Source organism: Bacillus sp. FSL K6-1012 (assembly GCF_037964915.1).
Taxonomy (GTDB): Bacteria; Bacillota; Bacilli; order Bacillales; family Bacillaceae; genus Bacillus; species Bacillus halotolerans.
This window is the reverse complement of the sequence record NZ_CP150175.1, coordinates 727,699-744,425: the sequence shown is the minus strand read 5'-3', so window position 1 is coordinate 744,425 and position 16,727 is coordinate 727,699. Positions and strand designations below refer to the sequence as shown.

At 47.0% G+C, this 16,727-nt stretch carries 14 protein-coding genes; 3 read left to right on the top strand and 11 right to left on the bottom strand.

The annotated features are described in order from the left end of the window. Positions 1–12 precede the first annotated feature (12 nt). From ligA to NSS75_RS03860, 3 genes are read right to left on the bottom strand one after another with little or no spacing between them, the layout of a single operon-like run. On the bottom strand, positions 13–2,019 hold the full coding sequence (ligA, locus tag NSS75_RS03870; RefSeq protein WP_024120458.1) for an NAD-dependent DNA ligase LigA: 2,007 nt from the start codon (positions 2,017–2,019) through the stop codon (positions 13–15). Positions 2,020–2,042: 23 nt separating this feature from the next. Next, a complete protein-coding gene (pcrA, locus tag NSS75_RS03865; RefSeq protein ID WP_024120457.1) occupies positions 2,043–4,262 on the bottom strand; it encodes a DNA helicase PcrA in 2,220 nt (739 codons plus the stop codon). Between the two features lie 59 nt (positions 4,263–4,321). Beyond that, entirely contained in the window at positions 4,322–5,008 is a 687-nt protein-coding gene (locus tag NSS75_RS03860; RefSeq protein ID WP_024120456.1) for a heptaprenylglyceryl phosphate synthase, read from the bottom strand. 239 nt (positions 5,009–5,247) lie between these two features. Between NSS75_RS03860 and NSS75_RS03855 the strand changes: the two genes are divergently transcribed. Next, positions 5,248–6,825 (top strand): FMN-binding glutamate synthase family protein, encoded by a 1,578-nt coding sequence (locus NSS75_RS03855; protein ID WP_103672129.1) that lies wholly within the window; start codon positions 5,248–5,250, stop codon positions 6,823–6,825. Between the two features lie 35 nt (positions 6,826–6,860). Here the strand turns inward: NSS75_RS03855 and NSS75_RS03850 are convergent, their stop codons facing one another. Genes NSS75_RS03850 through NSS75_RS03840 form a run of 3 tightly spaced genes read right to left on the bottom strand, consistent with a single transcriptional unit; the run spans position 6,861 to position 9,942 of the window. After that, positions 6,861–7,175, bottom strand: a complete 315-nt coding sequence (locus NSS75_RS03850) for a YerC/YecD family TrpR-related protein (protein ID WP_014479070.1) — start codon at positions 7,173–7,175, stop codon at positions 6,861–6,863. A gap of 2 nt (positions 7,176–7,177) precedes the next feature. Beyond that, positions 7,178–8,173: a DUF3048 domain-containing protein gene (locus tag NSS75_RS03845; RefSeq protein WP_316961199.1), complete on the bottom strand. Its 996-nt coding sequence runs from the start codon at positions 8,171–8,173 to the stop codon at positions 7,178–7,180. A gap of 26 nt (positions 8,174–8,199) precedes the next feature. Then, positions 8,200–9,942 carry an adenine deaminase gene (locus NSS75_RS03840; RefSeq protein WP_024120453.1) on the bottom strand — a complete coding sequence of 581 codons (1,743 nt, stop codon included), beginning with the start codon at positions 9,940–9,942 and terminating at the stop codon, positions 8,200–8,202. A 127-nt stretch (positions 9,943–10,069) separates the two neighbouring features. Here NSS75_RS03840 and NSS75_RS03835 point away from each other — a divergent pair, with 127 nt between their 5' ends. Continuing rightward, positions 10,070–10,303 (top strand): DUF2892 domain-containing protein, encoded by a 234-nt coding sequence (locus NSS75_RS03835; protein WP_024120452.1) that lies wholly within the window; start codon positions 10,070–10,072, stop codon positions 10,301–10,303. 14 nt (positions 10,304–10,317) lie between these two features. On the opposite strand, the gene NSS75_RS03830 is transcribed toward NSS75_RS03835, so the two are convergent. Beyond that, positions 10,318–11,592, bottom strand: a complete 1,275-nt coding sequence (locus NSS75_RS03830) for an amino acid permease (protein ID WP_339237549.1) — start codon at positions 11,590–11,592, stop codon at positions 10,318–10,320. 144 nt (positions 11,593–11,736) lie between these two features. Between NSS75_RS03830 and NSS75_RS03825 the strand changes: the two genes are divergently transcribed. Continuing rightward, positions 11,737–12,159: an Lrp/AsnC family transcriptional regulator gene (locus NSS75_RS03825; protein ID WP_024120450.1), complete on the top strand. Its 423-nt coding sequence runs from the start codon at positions 11,737–11,739 to the stop codon at positions 12,157–12,159. 39 nt (positions 12,160–12,198) lie between these two features. Here NSS75_RS03825 and purD read toward each other — a convergent pair whose 3' ends face one another. From purD to purM, 4 genes are read right to left on the bottom strand one after another with little or no spacing between them, the layout of a single operon-like run. Next, positions 12,199–13,467 carry a phosphoribosylamine--glycine ligase gene (gene purD, locus NSS75_RS03820; RefSeq protein ID WP_339236026.1) on the bottom strand — a complete coding sequence of 423 codons (1,269 nt, stop codon included), beginning with the start codon at positions 13,465–13,467 and terminating at the stop codon, positions 12,199–12,201. A 15-nt stretch (positions 13,468–13,482) separates the two neighbouring features. Beyond that, positions 13,483–15,021 carry a bifunctional phosphoribosylaminoimidazolecarboxamide formyltransferase/IMP cyclohydrolase gene (gene purH, locus NSS75_RS03815; protein WP_103672125.1) on the bottom strand — a complete coding sequence of 513 codons (1,539 nt, stop codon included), beginning with the start codon at positions 15,019–15,021 and terminating at the stop codon, positions 13,483–13,485. Further along, the gene (gene purN, locus NSS75_RS03810) at positions 15,018–15,605 is read right to left on the bottom strand and encodes a phosphoribosylglycinamide formyltransferase (RefSeq protein WP_339236021.1); all 588 of its coding nucleotides are present in this window, start codon (positions 15,603–15,605) and stop codon (positions 15,018–15,020) included. Before purN ends, purH begins: the two co-directional genes overlap by 4 nt. Then, the gene (gene purM, locus NSS75_RS03805) at positions 15,602–16,642 is read right to left on the bottom strand and encodes a phosphoribosylformylglycinamidine cyclo-ligase (protein ID WP_101861353.1); all 1,041 of its coding nucleotides are present in this window, start codon (positions 16,640–16,642) and stop codon (positions 15,602–15,604) included. Before purM ends, purN begins: the two co-directional genes overlap by 4 nt. Positions 16,643–16,727: the final 85 nt, after the last annotated feature.

Sequence of the window (16,727 nt, the reverse complement as noted above, 5' to 3'; positions counted from 1 at the left end):
AAAACACTCCTCTTATTTCTTTAGCTCTCCCATTAACTGTTCTTCATTCCACACTTCAATGTTCAGCTCTTGCGCTTTTGTCAGCTTGCTTCCCGCCGCTTCTCCGGCGATGACCAAGTCTGTGTTTTTGCTGACGCTTCCAGTCATCTTTCCGCCGAGCGCTTCAATTTGCGCTTTCGCTTCGTTTCTTGACAGCTCTTCCAGCTTTCCTGTCAGAACGATGGTTTTGCCTGCAAAATAGGAATCGCTGTCCTCTGCTTTTACTTTTTTCGGACCTTTATAAAGTGTGTTTACGCCCAGCTCCTCAAGCTCTGCCAAAAGCTCGAGCATTTCTTCTTTATGGAAATAGGTGATGACTGCGTCAGCCATTTTTTCACCGATTTCATCTATTGCGAGAAGCTCCTCTATGGTGGCTTTTTTCAGATTATCCAGGCTTTCAAAGTGCATGGCGAGCGTCTTTGCAGCCTTCGAGCCGATAAATCGGATGCCGAGGCCGAATAACAGGCGCTCTAATGAATTTTCCTTTGATTTTTGTATAGAGCTGATCAGGTTTTCAGTTGATCTTTCGCCCATGCGTTCGAGCTGAATCACCTGTTCCTTCGTCAGCTTATACAAATCTGCCACATTTCGGACGAGATTCTCCTGAAACAGCTGGGTGATGACTCGTTCGCCAAGCCCGTCAATGTTCATGGCATTGCGGGAGACAAAATGAATCAGCCCTTCTCTGATTTGTGCAGGGCATTCAGGATTGATGCAGCGAAGTGCCACTTCTCCTTCAATGCGGACGAGTTCACTGCCGCATTCAGGGCATTCTGTCGGCATGCTGAATTCCTTTTCTTCCCCTGTCCGCTGTTCAACGAGAACGTTCACGACTTCAGGAATGATATCGCCCGCTTTTTTGATGACTACCTTATCCAAAATCCGGATATCCTTCTCTCTAATTAAATCTTCGTTATGAAGGGATGCTCTTGAGACCGTTGTCCCGGCTACTTTTACCGGCTCAAGAATCGCGGTCGGCGTAATCACACCCGTTCTTCCGACATTTAATTCGATATCGAGAAGCTTTGTCACGACTTCTTCTGCAGGAAACTTATACGCTATGGCCCAGCGCGGGCTTTTCGCCGTAAAACCAAGCTCCTCCTGCTGATCAAGGGAATCCACTTTGATGACGATGCCGTCAATTTCATACGGGAGATCGGCGCGTTTCGCCTGAAGCTCATCGATCATCGCAATGACTTCTTCTATGCTGCCGCATTTTTTCCGTTCCTGGTTCGTTTTAAAGCCGATGTCGTCGAGAAAATCAAGTCCTTGGCTTTGTGTCTCCACACCCATTTCGTCAAGCTCCGCTATACTGTAGACGAAGATATCGAGATTTCGTTTCGCCGCAATTTTAGGGTCAAGCTGTCTGAGTGATCCCGCAGCGGCATTGCGCGGATTTGCGAACGGTTCTTCCTCGTTTTTGATCCGTTCTTCATTGAGCGCTTCAAACGAACGCTTCGGCATATACGCCTCTCCTCGCACTTCAATCGAAAGGCTGCGTTTCATTTTGAGCGGAATAGTGCGGATCGTCTTCAGATTTTCCGTAATATCCTCTCCCGTTGTCCCATCGCCTCTTGTCGCGCCTCTGACAAAATAGCCGTCTTCATAACGGAGAGAAACAGCAAGACCGTCTATCTTCAGCTCCACATTATACGCCACATCATCACCCACGGCCTGTCGCACACGGCGGTCAAAGTCGCGGAGATCGTCAGCATTAAACGCGTTGCCCAGACTGAGCATCGGCGTGCCGTGAGTGACTTTTTGAAACGCATCAAGCACAGCGCCGCCGACACGCTGTGTAGGAGAATCAGGCGTTCTGAGGTCTGGATGCTCCTCCTCAATCGCAATCAGCTCCTGCATCAATCTGTCGTATTCGGCATCCGGGACGCTCGGTTCATCTAAGGTGTAATATTCATAGCTATACTTGTTGATGGTGCGGCGCAGTTCTTCTGCCCGCTGCTTCGCTGTTTCTTTGTCCATCTGCTTCTTCCTTTCCTCTTCAATTACTGCTTTTCAATTGGCGCGAATGCCGCTAACAGGCGTTTCACACCGATCGGGCTCGGGAAGGCAATATCGAGTTCGGTCCCTTCTCCTTCGCCTTTCACGCTGACAACGGTTCCTGTGCCCCATTTTTTATGCCCGGCTTTATCTCCGACAGCCCAGTTTAGGGTATCGCCGCCTGTTTTGCTTGCGTAGGACACCGGACGGGAAACAGGGCCGCGTCTCGGCTGCATTTTTCTCGCAGACGGCGCTCTCGTTTCTTTTTTCTCATTTAGGTTTTCCAATAAATCATCTGGAATTTCACCGATAAAGCGTGATTCCGGGTTCATGTTTGTTCTGCCAAACAACGTGCGCATTTTTGCGTTGGTCAGATAAAGCTCCTGCTCCGCTCTTGTAATGCCCACGTAAGCGAGACGGCGTTCTTCTTCCATCTCTGCTTCTTCCATCAGTGAACGGCTGTGCGGGAAGACGCCTTCCTCAAGTCCCATAAGGAAAACAACCGGGAATTCCAGTCCTTTTGCTGCGTGCAGCGTCATCAGCGTGATCGCATCCGTGCCGCCGGATTCTTCCTCTTTCTGGTCGAGCTGGTCGATATCAGCGATCAGTGCCAAATCAGTCAGGAACGCAACGAGTGTTTTGTCTTCGCTTTTCTGTTCAAAGTTTTTCGTTACAGACAGGAACTCGTCGATGTTTTCTAAACGGCTTTGGGCTTCAATTGATTTTTCAGCCTTCAGCATTTCTCTGTATTCGGTTTTATCGAGAATTTCTTCGGTCAGCTCGGTAATTGATAAATAGTCCTGCATGTTTGTCAGGTTCTCAATCATCTGTCTGAAGCTGTCGAGCGCGTTTGCTGCCTTGGCGCTGACGCCAATGAAATCAACCTGCTGAATCGCTTGGAATAGTGACAAGCCGTTCATCGCTGCATATGAAGCGATTTTTTCAAGCGATGTGGCGCCTACTCCGCGCTTCGGCACATTGACAATGCGCGTGAAACTGATATCGTCATCCGGATTGGATACGAGACGCAGGTACGCGAGGATGTCTTTGATTTCTTTTCTGTCATAGAACTTTGTGCCGCCGACAATGTTATAGTTCAGGCCCGCTTTGAGAAGCGTTTCCTCAATCACACGGGACTGGGCGTTTGTCCGGTACAAGATGGCGATATCCGACAGCTTCCGTTTGCCGGAGTTATGAAGCTCATAAATTTTCCCGGCAACAAATTGTCCTTCACCGAATTCATTGTCTCCGCGGTAATAGGAAATTTTAATTCCTTCATCGTTTTCCGTCCATAGATTTTTCGGCTTGCGGTTTGTGTTGTTTTGGATCACTTCGTTGGCCGCGCGCAAAATCCGTTTTGTTGAACGGTAGTTTTGTTCAAGCAAAATGACGCTGGCATTCGGATAATCCTTTTCAAAGGAAAGAATGTTGGCAATGTCCGCCCCGCGCCATCTGTAGATGGACTGGTCGGAGTCGCCGACAACACAAAGGTTTTGGAAACGCTCAGCCAGCTGCTTCACGAGCATGTATTGCGCTCTGTTCGTATCCTGATACTCATCGACGTGGATGTATTGGAATTTGCGCTGATAAAACTCAAGCACTTCCGGAATACGGTCAAACAGTTTAATGGTTGTCATAATTAAGTCGTCGAAATCAAGCGACTGGTTTTTCAGCAGTTTTTTCTGATAATCAGTGTATACATCGCTGACGACCTGATCATAGTAGCCGCCGGCAACCTTAGAAAATTCCTCAGGTTCGGTTAATTCGTTTTTCGCACTGCTGATCGTGCCGAGGATGCTCCTCGGATCAAATTTTTTCGGATCGAGGTTGCGTTCCTTCAAAATTCCCTTGATGACTGAAAGCTGGTCAGCCGTATCAAGGATTGAGAAATTGCGGTTGATCCCGATGCGGTCGATATCTCGGCGCAAAATCCGCACACACATGCTGTGGAACGTGGAAATCCAGATATCGTCCGCTCCGGGCCCGAGAATGCTTTCCACACGTTCTTTCATTTCCCGTGCCGCTTTATTTGTAAATGTGATCGCCAGAATGTTCCACGGCGCCACATGCTTTTCTGCCATTAAATAAGCGATCCTGTGTGTCAGGACACGCGTCTTTCCGCTTCCCGCTCCCGCCATCAGCAAGAGAGGCCCGTCCGTTGTTTTGACAGCTTCCTGCTGAACGGGGTTTAATCCGCTTAATAGTTGATTGCTAATGTAATTCAAAATTCGTCACCCGCCTATACAAACATATGTTCTATCATAAACCAAATCCGTACATTTCGCTACTCGCCTTTGACAGCTGCTACTGTTTTCAGCGCTTCATCAAAATTCTCATACACAGCGTTGCCCACCACAATGACATCCGCGTGCTCGGCATACTGTTTTGCCGTCTCCGCATCTTTAATGCCGCCTCCGTAAAACAGGGTGGACGTTTCCAATACAGCCTTCGTTTTCTTCACGGCTTCTATGTCCCCAAGAGCGCCGCTGTATTCCAGATAAAAAATCGGAAGCTGCAGCAGTTCAGATACGCGCGCATAGGCGATGATATCGTCATGATTCAAATTGGTGTCCGCCTCCGTTAAAACCGCGGCTTTGCAATCAGGATTTACGATACAGTAGCCTTCCGCCACGATTTCTTCCATCGACATCAGTTCTCCATATTCCTTCATGGCTTTCTGATGCATTCCGACAATCCAATCCGGATTTTTGCTGTTTAATACACTCGGAATAAAATATAAGTCAAAGCCAGGGACAATCGCTTCAATCGCTGACACCTCAAGGACACACGGCACTAAAAACCGTCTCACCTGAGACAGCATCCGCAGGACATTATCCTCCGTCACACCGTCGCTTCCTCCGATAATGACCGCATCAGTCCCTGACTCACAAAGAATCTCCAGCTGTTCATCAGGCAAATCTTTATTTGGATCGAGTTTAAAGACATGCTTCCACTCCGTTACATCGTACACGTCATCCGTTCCTCCATTCGTTTCTTACCATTTAAACATTATAACAAATTCACATAGCGCGGAAAAACGGAAAAAGCCGTCATTCTCTTTATTCACTGAAAAAGGTGTTTTGATTCTATTTCCGCAGAAAAAAAGCGGCTGTTCCGCTCTCTTTTTATAGAAAAAACACAGTAATATTTTCTATTGTTTGGAAACGCCCCAACAGTGGAAATGGTTACATAAAAAAGGGAGGCTGACAGATGGAATACATCATTATTGCACTTATTGCATTTATCATCGGGATCATCGTTATCCCCATCGCATTGTTTGTCTGGATCTACATAAAGGACGAAAAACAGCAGGAGCATTCAATCCTCCGCAATTATCCTGTCATCGGAAGGTTTCGCTATATTTTTGAAAAAATCGGACCGGAGCTGCGGCAGTATTTATTCAGCAATGACAATGAGGAACAGCCTTTTTCACGAAAAGAATATGAGCAAACAGTCATATCAGGAAAATACAAAAGCAGAATGATGGGGTTCGGATCGGTAAGAGATTTTGATCAACCGGGCTATTATATCCGAAACGCCCTTTTCCCAAAACAAAAAGAAGAATTGCGTATGGACCAGTCTCCGAAAATCGAAACCCACATCTATAAAATCGATTCGGACAATCTGTTCAGACGCAGCGAACATGCCGAACGTATCAAGGCTGATCCGTATTTTCTCCATCCTGATGATGTTCAAGTCATCGGCGGGAGTACATGCGAAAAGCCTTTTTATGTGAAGGGATTAGTCGGTCAATCCGCCATGAGCTACGGTTCACTTGGAGAGCGCGCCATTACGGCGCTGTCAAAAGGGCTGCACCAGGCGGGCGGCACTTGGATGAATACCGGTGAAGGCGGATTGTCTGAGTATCACTTAAAGGGAGGTGCTGATATCATTTGCCAAATCGGCCCCGGTCTATTTGGCGTACGCAATAGAAAAGGGGAATTTTCGTGGGAGGAATTTAAAAAGAAAAGCCGGCTAGATCAAATTAAAGCGTTTGAGCTGAAGCTCGCACAAGGAGCCAAAACCCGCGGCGGACATGTGGATGGCGCTAAAGTATCAGAAGAGGTGGCAGACATCCGGAATGTCGAACCCGGAAAGTCAATCGACAGCCCAAACCGCTTTCATGAATTTTCAAGCGCGCCTGAAATGCTGGATTTTATTGAAAAGCTGCGAAACGTCGGTCAAAAGCCGGTCGGCATTAAAATTGTTGCAGGCCAGCCTGATGACTTGCATGAGCTTTTTTCTTATATGCAGAAAAGCGGAAAACATCCTGATTTTATTACGGTAGACGGTAGTGAAGGCGGTACCGGCGCTTCCTTCTATGAGCTTGCCGACACAGTCGGCCTCCCGATTATGACGGCGCTCCCTATCGTTGATACGCTGCTCAGACAATACGGCTTGCGTGACCGTATGAAACTTTTTGCTTCCGGAAAGCTGCTGACCCCTGACAAAATCGCGGTCGCTTTAGCTCTGGGCGCTGATTTTGTCAACATTGCACGTGGCATGATGTTTTCAGTCGGATGCATCCGCGCCCTCGTATGCCACACCAACACATGCCCGGCAGGCGTTGCGACAACAGATCCAAAGCTGCAAAAAGCGCTGAGCGTTGAGGAAAAACAGCACCGCGTCTGCAACTACGTCATTTCGCTGCGTGAGGGGCTGTTTAATCTGGCCGCAGCAGCCGGGATCGATACGCCAGTTCATTTTTCCAAGGAGCATGTTGTCTATCGAAAAGAGGATGGCAGCACAATTGACATCGACAATCTGATTGAGAAAATTGTTTCATAAAAAAACCGCCCCTTGCCAGACGGCAGGGCGGTTTTTTATTTGGAAGAAGACTCTGTTTCATTCTCCTTCACACGGTCAAGCGCCATTTCATATGCGTCATTTCCATAATTTAAGCATCGTTTCACTCGGGAAATGGTCGCTGTAGAAGCGCCTGTTTCTGTTTCAATTTTATGATACGTGTTTCCTTCGCGAAGCATACGCGCCACTTCAAGGCGCTGAGCCAGCGATTGAATTTCATTAATTGTGCAAAGATCATCGAAGAACCGGTAACATTCCTCCAGGTCTTTCAGCGATAAGATCGAGTTAAATAACTGGTCCAGTTCTTTGCCGCGTAATTTATCGATTTGCATCGTTACACACCTTCTCCTTTACTAATGGAAGCCGCATCGAGATCAGGCACGATATTTATCCATGTCTTTCCTGGCACAAACGGCAGCCATTTGCCGTCTTTTACCGGCACAATTCTTCCGTTTACATTTTTCCAGTCTGCTTCAATGACGTTTCCGTGCTGAAACAGCAGACCTTTACCCCCTGATTCTATGTCGATGTCACGCCTTCCATCTTGGTCAATAATATGATGGCTGGCTTCAACAATGAAAATATTTTGCATTGCAACCGGCTTTCCGGTCTCCCGGTCTGTCGTCATGACACCATCAGAGCTTCTCGTATAAGCTTCAGTTTTTTTATCATAGTTGTATTCGACAAGATTTGTAACGTTTTTTGTTCCATAATCTACCCGAACATTATAAGATTCATTTACAGGTTTTGCATCTGATGTTTGAAACAGCATTGGATCTGTTTTCTGCTTCAGCTCATATCCCTTTTGTTCAGCCGCCTTTTTTATGTACTGATAAGACGTGTAAGAATTGTGGGGCGGTTCGCTGAAATCAGCTCTCCAAAATAAGCTTCCGTCAAAATCCAATCCATTAATATAATCGGCAGCTCCGGATTCCAGCTGCTCCTTGGCGCCGGGACTCCAGCCGTGATGGACAAATATGCTGTCAAAACCGTTGCTGAGAGTGACGAAATATTCCCGCGCACTCCGCACAGGTCCGACAGTTTCAGGCATCTGGCTTTGAAAAATGGCCAGAAACCTTGTGATTTGGCCTTCGGCAAGCGCTTCTATGACAATGTCGGCTTTAGACAGTCCTGATTGCGGCCTCGCCTTCGGGTGATTGTTCACCATGACAGCAACAGGCCTGCGTTCAGTCACCTTCTGCTCAGTCTCCAGTCCCGTCAAAGGAGCTTTCAGCTTCTTTGTGTGATCAGGGACAGCGTCCTTCTGCTGGCAGGATACTAGCAGGAAAAACGCGAAACACAGTACGCAAACTGTCATCCATTTTTTCATATGTCGGCTCCCCGCTCTTTTATATTTTAACGCATTATCGATGGAAAGAGTACAGTTTTTTTCATCACGTCGAAGATTCCTCTTGGCGTAATGCGTATATACGGGAGGTGCGTGCTTTGCAAAAAGAGCAGCGTATAAACCGGATCACAATACTCATAGCCTCTTTCAGTCAAAAGATCTCTCAGCTTCTGTTCCTTTTCCAGCACGATGTCATACGATTCCGAAGAAGCGCATCCGCACAGTGAAAGCGGTATTTCGTGAAGGATTTTTCCGTTTTCCGCAAGCACAATTCCCCCGCCGATTTCTTTCATGCGGGAGAAAGCAAGCAGCATATCCGCTTTGTTTTTTCCGATCGCGACAATGTCACCCGTCGTCGTAAAGGAGCTCACAAATCCCTGCACACTTGACGCAAATCCTTTTATCATCGTATTCACGCGCCATTTCCCATGTCTGTCAAGCATCGTTAAATAACTTTCATCATGGTCAAATGAAAGCTGTTCGACTGAGTTGTCGATCTCAATCATATACGGCTCCATAATCACCGCATTCCGCATTTTTACGCCCATCGGCATGGAAAACTGCAAATCATCCATCGTCATATCATATGAAAGCTCAAGCGGGACAAGACCGCCTTTATTCCAGTTCGTATGTGGAAACGCATTCATATCACGGCCGTCTTCACGCAGAATTTTGCCTTTTGACAGAACGGTTACCGGATTCGGCTGCAACGGGTCCTCAAGGATATTCAGTGACGCAAGTCTTCCCGGTCCGACAACGCCTAAATAATCATCCATTTGGTAATACTTTGCGATGTTAAAGGATGCCATATTGTACGCATCGATTGCCGGAACCCCTTCTTCCAGAGCAATCCGGATGAGCTCGTTTGTCATGCCGCCTTTATAAAAATTCGGCGTAGCGCCGTCTGTTGTGTAAAAAAAGTGGTCATAGTAGCGGAAGCCCTTTTCATGAAGCTCCTGCAATATGTTTCTTAAATCAGGGCGAATGGACGAATTGCGAAGTGATACATAATAGCCCAGTTCCAGCCTTCTCATCACTTCATCACCTGTCATGGCTTCATGATCACAATCCGCTCCGAACAGCTTCATTTTTGTAAGCGTTTTATCTGAAGCGCCGGGAAAATGCCCTTCTATGCGTTTCCGCTGTTTTTTTGTGGCCTGCATGCAGTGAAGCATTAAATCATCGCCATCTACAAGACGCGGCCAGCCAGTCATTTCTCCACCTTGAATGACATCCGGATGTTCAATCCACTGCTTTCTGACGTCAAACGGAAGAACGTGATCCTCGTTCAGCACCTCGGTCTGCAGGTCATACCGTGACCACCAAAAATACTGAACCGGAAGCTTTTTGAGTTCGTTCAAAATAGTAAGCGCTTTCTTTTTTCCGCTTTGCAAAAGCAAAAATAAGTTATCATTTACGAATGTCGTTGTACCGTACTGAGACACATATTCCGCCAGCGTTTGGGGATTATATATTTGAAAAGGATGTGCGTGCGGTTCGATATAGCCAGGCACAATGTATTTTCCTTCACAATCAATCGTATGAATTTCTTCGGTTCTATCCGGAAGTTCATGACCAACATAAACAATACGGTCCTGATAAATCCAAATGTTTTTTTTCAGCCATTGTTTTACATATGGATTTAAGACGAGAGCATTCCGTAAAAGGAGCGTTGGAAGCAGCTTAGAGTCTACAACATCAACCTGTGCCCTGATGTCTTTGTTTTTCCAGTTAAAGGTGCGTTCGGACATTCACATACTCTCCTTTACATGTATTAGACTCATGTTATCACATCCTTCTCCATCACGCACGATAAAAACGTTACAAATTTTTGAAGGTTCGATTAAAAAACTTTTTTAAGTAAAAGGAGCAGATTCCATGAAACCAAACATCAGTCTCATCAATGCCGTCTTCCGTATCGCCTGCGGACTGACAATTATGTCAGCTGCCAGTGCCAAGTATACGAAAAAACCTTGGTGCAGAATGCATCTGTTCTGCATCTTTATCGGCGCCATGAAGGCAGGTTCAGGCATACTGCGTTTCTGCCCTGTGACCTATATGTTTCAAAACAGCACTGGTGAAAACCATGGACAGGATCATCAAGAATCGTAAACAAAAAAGCTTGATCATAAAACGTGATCAAGCTTTTTCTCAGTATATCCCTTTGTCTTCATATAGAAAAAACCAACAGCCGCAAACGCAGCCGGATACAAGAGAGCCCAGCCGCTAAATAAGTAGATCACTGTACAAAGAAGAAGCGCCCCCAAAGCCATCCACCAGCCTGAATCCTTCCAGTTCAGCAGCTTCAGCGCTGCCGCCATTGTGCATATGTAAGATGCGATGAATGCTGAGCTTGGTCCTTTCAGGAGCGTTGTCAGATCAATTTGAAATATGCCGTTTGCCATAAGAACGAAACCAAACACGAAAGCCAGCGCTGTTAATACACGGACAGGTGTATGTTTTGTATGACTGAGCTTCCCGAAATACCCGGGAATATGACCTTCTCTCGCCAACGCATAGACCATTCTTGAAAATCCCGCAATGTTGGCATGAATGGTGGCGAATGTAATAAAAAGAGCTAAACAAGTCGTTACATATACCCCAATATCCCCTGTACCTTTTGATATGAGCATCGTCAGAGATGCGATTTCTCCTTTTTCTCCATATGCATGAGTGCCTACAGTGACAAACGATAGCATGATATAAAGCACCGCCACACAAGCTGCCGCCAAGAATAAACTGATTGGAACATCCTTTTCCGGTTGTTTAAACTCTTCAGCTAATGGGGTAATCATTTCCCAGCCTACAAAAGAAAAAAAGATGATGACAGAAACAGAACCCGCGGCAAACCAGCCATGTGGCAGAAAAGGCTTAAATTCAGCTGCTTTTACATGGGGCAGTGAAACAGCAACAGAAATGACAAGCAGCAGCAGAATGACACAGATGACGAGTATGCTGATGTTTGCTGATAATTGAATGCCCCTGATATGAAGCAAAATGGAGATCGCCAGCATACTTGCTGCAATGCAAGCAATCTGCCAATCTGAAGCCTGTGTGACGTAGCTGACATAATGTGCGCCAGTCAAAGCGATCACTGGCACACCGATCGGAACCGATCCCAGCATAATCCAGCCCAACATGGCTCCGGCTTTTGGCCGAAAAGCTAGCTGTACATAAGCCGTGATTCCTCCTGCGCTTGGTGCCATTCTGACAAGGCGCGCCAGTGTGCCGACGAGCAGAAAAGATAAGAAAGACATAAATCCCCAAACCAATACAGAAGCGGGACCGGCGACATCAGCCGTGACAGACGGAAGGATTAAGATCCCGCAGCCTAATACGGCCCCGATCGTTAATGCCGCTCCTTGAACCCAAGTAATCGAACGCTGTAATTCCGGCAAAATGATTGCCTCCTTTCATGTTGATGGCTTTATTATAGAAAAAAACAAACGGCACCTATATGCTACAATTAAGCTATATCAACAACATTTCCTCATAATAAAAGGAATTCTCACCAATTCACCTAAACATATAAAGGAGCAATACCAATGGACGATACAGACCTTCAGATTCTTTCGCATTTGCAGCAAAATGCCAGATTAACGATGGTTGAATTAGGAAAGCTTGTCGGACTCAGCTCTCCGAGTGCGGCGGAACGTGTCAGAAAGCTTGAGGACAAAGGGGTCATTACCGGGTACAGCGCTGATATCTGTTATGAAAAGCTAAACAAACATGTCACTGCTTTTATCCTGATGGAGCCGAAAAGCTGCAAACACTACGCCGCCTTTGCCGCAGCTCACCCCGATGTGGCAGAGAACCACCGGATTACAGGTATGTACAGCTATGTGACAAAAGTGGTGACGGAATCTGTGCATAGTCTAGAAGATTTTATAGACGCTTCAATGGCCCACGGAAAACCGACCACGCTTGTTGTGCTTTCTTCTTCCGCTTTCCGGCATGCTTTTGTATAACAAAAAACCCGCAGCACAATCTGCGGGTTTTTCTTCACTTTATTTTTGGGCAGCCTTCAGAGCTCGTGCTCCGATATCTTTTCTGAAAAACAGGCCGGGTTTGATGATCTCATCAACGGCTTTGTACACTCTGTCTCGTGCCGCTTCAAACGTTTCATCAAAAGCGGTCACATTGGCGACACGGCCGCCGTTTGTGACGAACTCTTCACCTTCTGCTTTCGTTCCGGCATGGAAGACGACAACTTGATCAGCATTTGCTGTCAGGCTGCCAATCGGCGTGCCTTTTGCATAGCTTTCAGGATAGCCTTCTGAAGCAAGCACGACACTGACTGCCGCCGTATCCTTCCATCTCAAGTCAACTTCCTTATCATCTAAAAGATCTAGAAGCACTTGTACCAGATCAGAATCCATACGAGGCAGCACAACCTGCGTTTCCGGGTCGCCGAAGCGGGCATTAAATTCAATGACCTTCGATCCATTCGCAGTGAGCATCAGCCCCGCATACAAAACGCCTGTGAAGGAGCGACCTTCTTGAACCATTGCTTTTGCGGCTGGCTTGACGATCGTTTCTACAGCATGACGCACGGTGTCTTCCGAAATTTGCGGAACAGGAGAGTAAGCGCCCATTCCTCCTGTATTCGGCCCTTTGTCACCATCAAACGCGCGTTTATGATCTTGGGCAATGACCATCGGATATACCTTTTCTCCTTTGACAAATGCCATGAGGGAAAACTCTTCGCCGGAAAGAAATTCTTCAATCACGACAGATGCGCTCGCATCACCGAATTTTTCATCTTCAAGAAAATCATGCAGACACGCGATGGCTTCTTCCTCCGTCATCGCAACGGTTACGCCTTTTCCAGCCGCCAGTCCGTCCGCTTTAATGACAATCGGAGCGCCTTTTTCCTGCACATAAGCCTTGGCTTTTTCAAAGGATGTAAACGTGTCGTATTCTGCGGTCGGAATGTCGTATTTCTTCATTAAATCCTTTGCAAACTGCTTGCTTCCTTCGATGATCGCAGCGGCTTTTGACGGACCGAACACACGAAGACCGGCTTTTTCGAACTCGTCAACAAGGCCTTCAATTAAAGGAACCTCAGGCCCGACAATGGTCAGCCCGACCTGATTTTCTTTTGCAAATGAGACAAGCCCGGCGTGGTCGCTTTCCTCAATGTTTACAAGCTGTGCAGAAGATGCCATGCCGTCATTTCCCGGAGCGGCAAATACCGTATCAACAAGGCTGCTTTGCGCCACCTTCCATGCCAGCGTATGCTCTCTTCCGCCTTTACCGATAATTAATACATTCACGTCGTTTTCATCCCCTTAATGTTTGAAGTGTCTGATGCCGGTGAATACCATGGCAATGCCGTACTCGTCCGCTTTTTTAATGGAATCCCCGTCACGGATAGATCCGCCTGGCTGGATGATAGCTGTAACGCCCGCTTTTGCCGCTTCTTCGACTGTATCAGGCATTGGGAAATATGCATCTGATCCGAGTGCGCTGCCTTTCGCTTTTTCTCCGGCCTGCTCGATTGCGATTTTCGCTGATCCGACGCGGTTCATTTGTCCGGCTCCTACACCTACTGTCATGTTATCTTTTGCGAGAACGATCGCATTGGATTTCACATGTTTCACGACTTTCCAAGCAAGCTTCAAATCTTCCCACTCTTGCTCGTTCGGCTCTCTTTTTGTCGGAATGCTGATCTCAGCATCATTAAAGCCGTGCATATCTAAATCTTGAATCAGCAATCCGCCTTGTACAGATGTCAGCTGTTTTTCTTTTTGGACGGCAGCTGTCACATCAAGTGTCAGCAGACGGAGATTTTTCTTCGCTGTCAGGATATCAAGCGCTTCCTGGCTGAATGAAGGCGCAATGATGATTTCTAAGAAAATATGATGAAGCGCTTCGGCTGTTGGCTTGTCCACTTCACGGTTCAATGCGATAATGCCGCCGAAGATCGATGTTTTATCTGCTTCGAACGCTCTGTCAAACGCTTCTGCGATCGTTTCGCCAGTTCCCACGCCGCACGGATTCATATGCTTCACAGCGACCGCAGCAGGCTCAGTGAATTCACGAACAATTTGAACAGCTGCGTCTGCATCTTTAATGTTGTTGTAAGAAAGCTCTTTGCCGTGCAGCTGTTCTGCTTGCGCAATAGATCCTTTGACAGGAAGCGCGCTTTGGTAGAATGTTGCTTCTTGATGAGGATTTTCCCCATAGCGAAGCGATTGTTTTTTCTCAAACGTAACGGTGAATTGCTCTGGTTCTTTTTCACCGACAACATTTGTCAGATAGTCAGCGATCAGCGCGTCATATGCCGCAGTGTGGCGGAATACTTTTGCCGCCAGCTCGCGTTTTTTCTGAAGCGAAACATCGCCTTCTTCTTTGATTTGATTCAGAACAGGGCTGTAATCCGCTGGGTCAACGATAACCGTCACATCCTGATGGTTTTTCGATGCCGCGCGCAGCATGCCAGGTCCGCCGATATCAATGTTTTCAATAGCCTCTTCGTACGTCACATTCTCTTTAGAAATCGTTTCTTTAAATGGATAGAGGTTGACGACAACCAGGTCAATTGGCGCAATGCCGTGTTCATTGATCTGCGCCATATGCTCTTCATTGCCGCGAACTGCGAGAAGACCGCCGTGAATATTCGGATGAAGCGTTTTTAAGCGCCCGTCCATAATTTCCGGAAAACCTGTCACTTCAGAAATTCCGATGACATCAACACCGTTTTCTTGAAGAAGCTTTTTTGTGCCGCCGGTTGAAATCACTTCAACGCCAAGCTCTGTCAGTTCTTTTACGAAAGGAACAAGATTTGTTTTATCTGAAACACTGATTAGTGCGCGTTTAATGGTCATGCCTTTTCACCTCTGTTATTTAATCCTAATAGCTCTTTGATCACACTCGGATACCATTTGTGCTCAAGCTTGTGAATGTGATTTTCAATGGTTTCTAATGTATCTTCTTCGGTAATTTCAATTGCCTTTTGAGCGATGATCGGCCCTGTATCCATTCCTTCATCGACATAATGAACGGTAATCCCGGCAACCTTCACACCCGCCCGGTATGCCTGTCCGACTGCGTCTATTCCAGGGAAAGCGGGAAGAAGGGAAGGATGGATGTTGATGATTTTTCCTCCGTATGCCTGAAGCAGCGTATCACCGATCAGTCTCATATACCCGGCGAGAACGATCAATTCTGCTTCATGAAGATGAAGCTGTTCAATAATGGCCCGTTCAAATGCGGCCTTGTTTTCATAAGACTTCGGCTCAAATGCAAAGGATGGAATCTGGAATCTTTCCGCCCGCTCGATGACTTTCGCCTGCGGCTTATCGCAAACGAGGAGCGAAACGGCTGCATCCCAGTTCTCCTCTTTCAAACGCGTGACGATGGCTTCAAAGTTTGAGCCGTTTCCGGATGCAAATACCGCAAACTTTTTCATGAAAGTGCAGCACCGCCGAATGTAACGCCTTCACCATGTTTTACTCGCCCGATCAAATAGGCTTTTTCGCCGTGACTTTCAAGCGTTCCGATGACTTCGGTGAGATGTTCTTCTTTTACCGCGAGAACAAATCCGATGCCCATATTAAAGACGTTAAACATGTCTCCTTCTTTCAGCTTGCCGTGTTCCTGCAAGAAAGAGAAGATCGGCGGGATCGGCCAAGAGCCGTGATCGATTTCCGCACTTAAGCCTTCAGGAAGCATACGCGGAAGATTTTCAATAAATCCGCCGCCTGTTACATGCGCCATACCATCAATGAGTCCGCTTTTCACAGCCGCAAGCACAGGCTTCACGTAAATTCTTGTCGGCTCAAGCAGTTCTTCGCCGAGCGGGCGTTCAAACGGCTCATACGTCTCGTCGAGATCAAGCTCTGCATCGTCCAGAAGCACCTTTCTCACAAGGGAAAATCCGTTGCTGTGAAGACCGCTGGAGCTTAGTCCGATTAAAAGGTGGCCTTCCTTGATGTTTTCGCCGGTCACGATTTCATCCTTTTCCGCTACACCAACTGAGAAACCTGCAATATCGTATTCATCAGCTGTATATAATCCAGGCATTTCAGCGGTTTCTCCGCCGACCAAGGCTGAACCTGATTGCTCACAGCCATCCGCAACGCCTTGTACGATCTGCTCGATTTTCACGGGGTCTGCTTTGCCGACCGCTAAATAGTCGAGAAAAAAGAGCGGCTCCGCACCTTGCGCAAGCACGTCATTGACACACATTGCAACAGCGTCTACACCGATCGTGTCATGTTTATTCATGGAAAAAGCCAGCTTTAATTTTGTGCCGACACCGTCTGTTCCCGAAATTAAAACGGGTTTCTGATAAGAAAGCTCCGACAGATCAAACATGCCGCCAAAGCCGCCAAGGCTGCCCATAACGCCAAGCCTTTTCGTGCGCTCCACATGTTTTTTCATCCGTTTTACAGCTTCATATCCGGCTTCGATGTCAACTCCTGCGTTTTTATATGCTTCAGACATCCTATTCACTCCTTTAAGGCGCTTTTCAAAATATCTCTCCGAACAAGGGCAGAAAGAGAAAGGCAGCCAAACTGCGCTGCCTTTA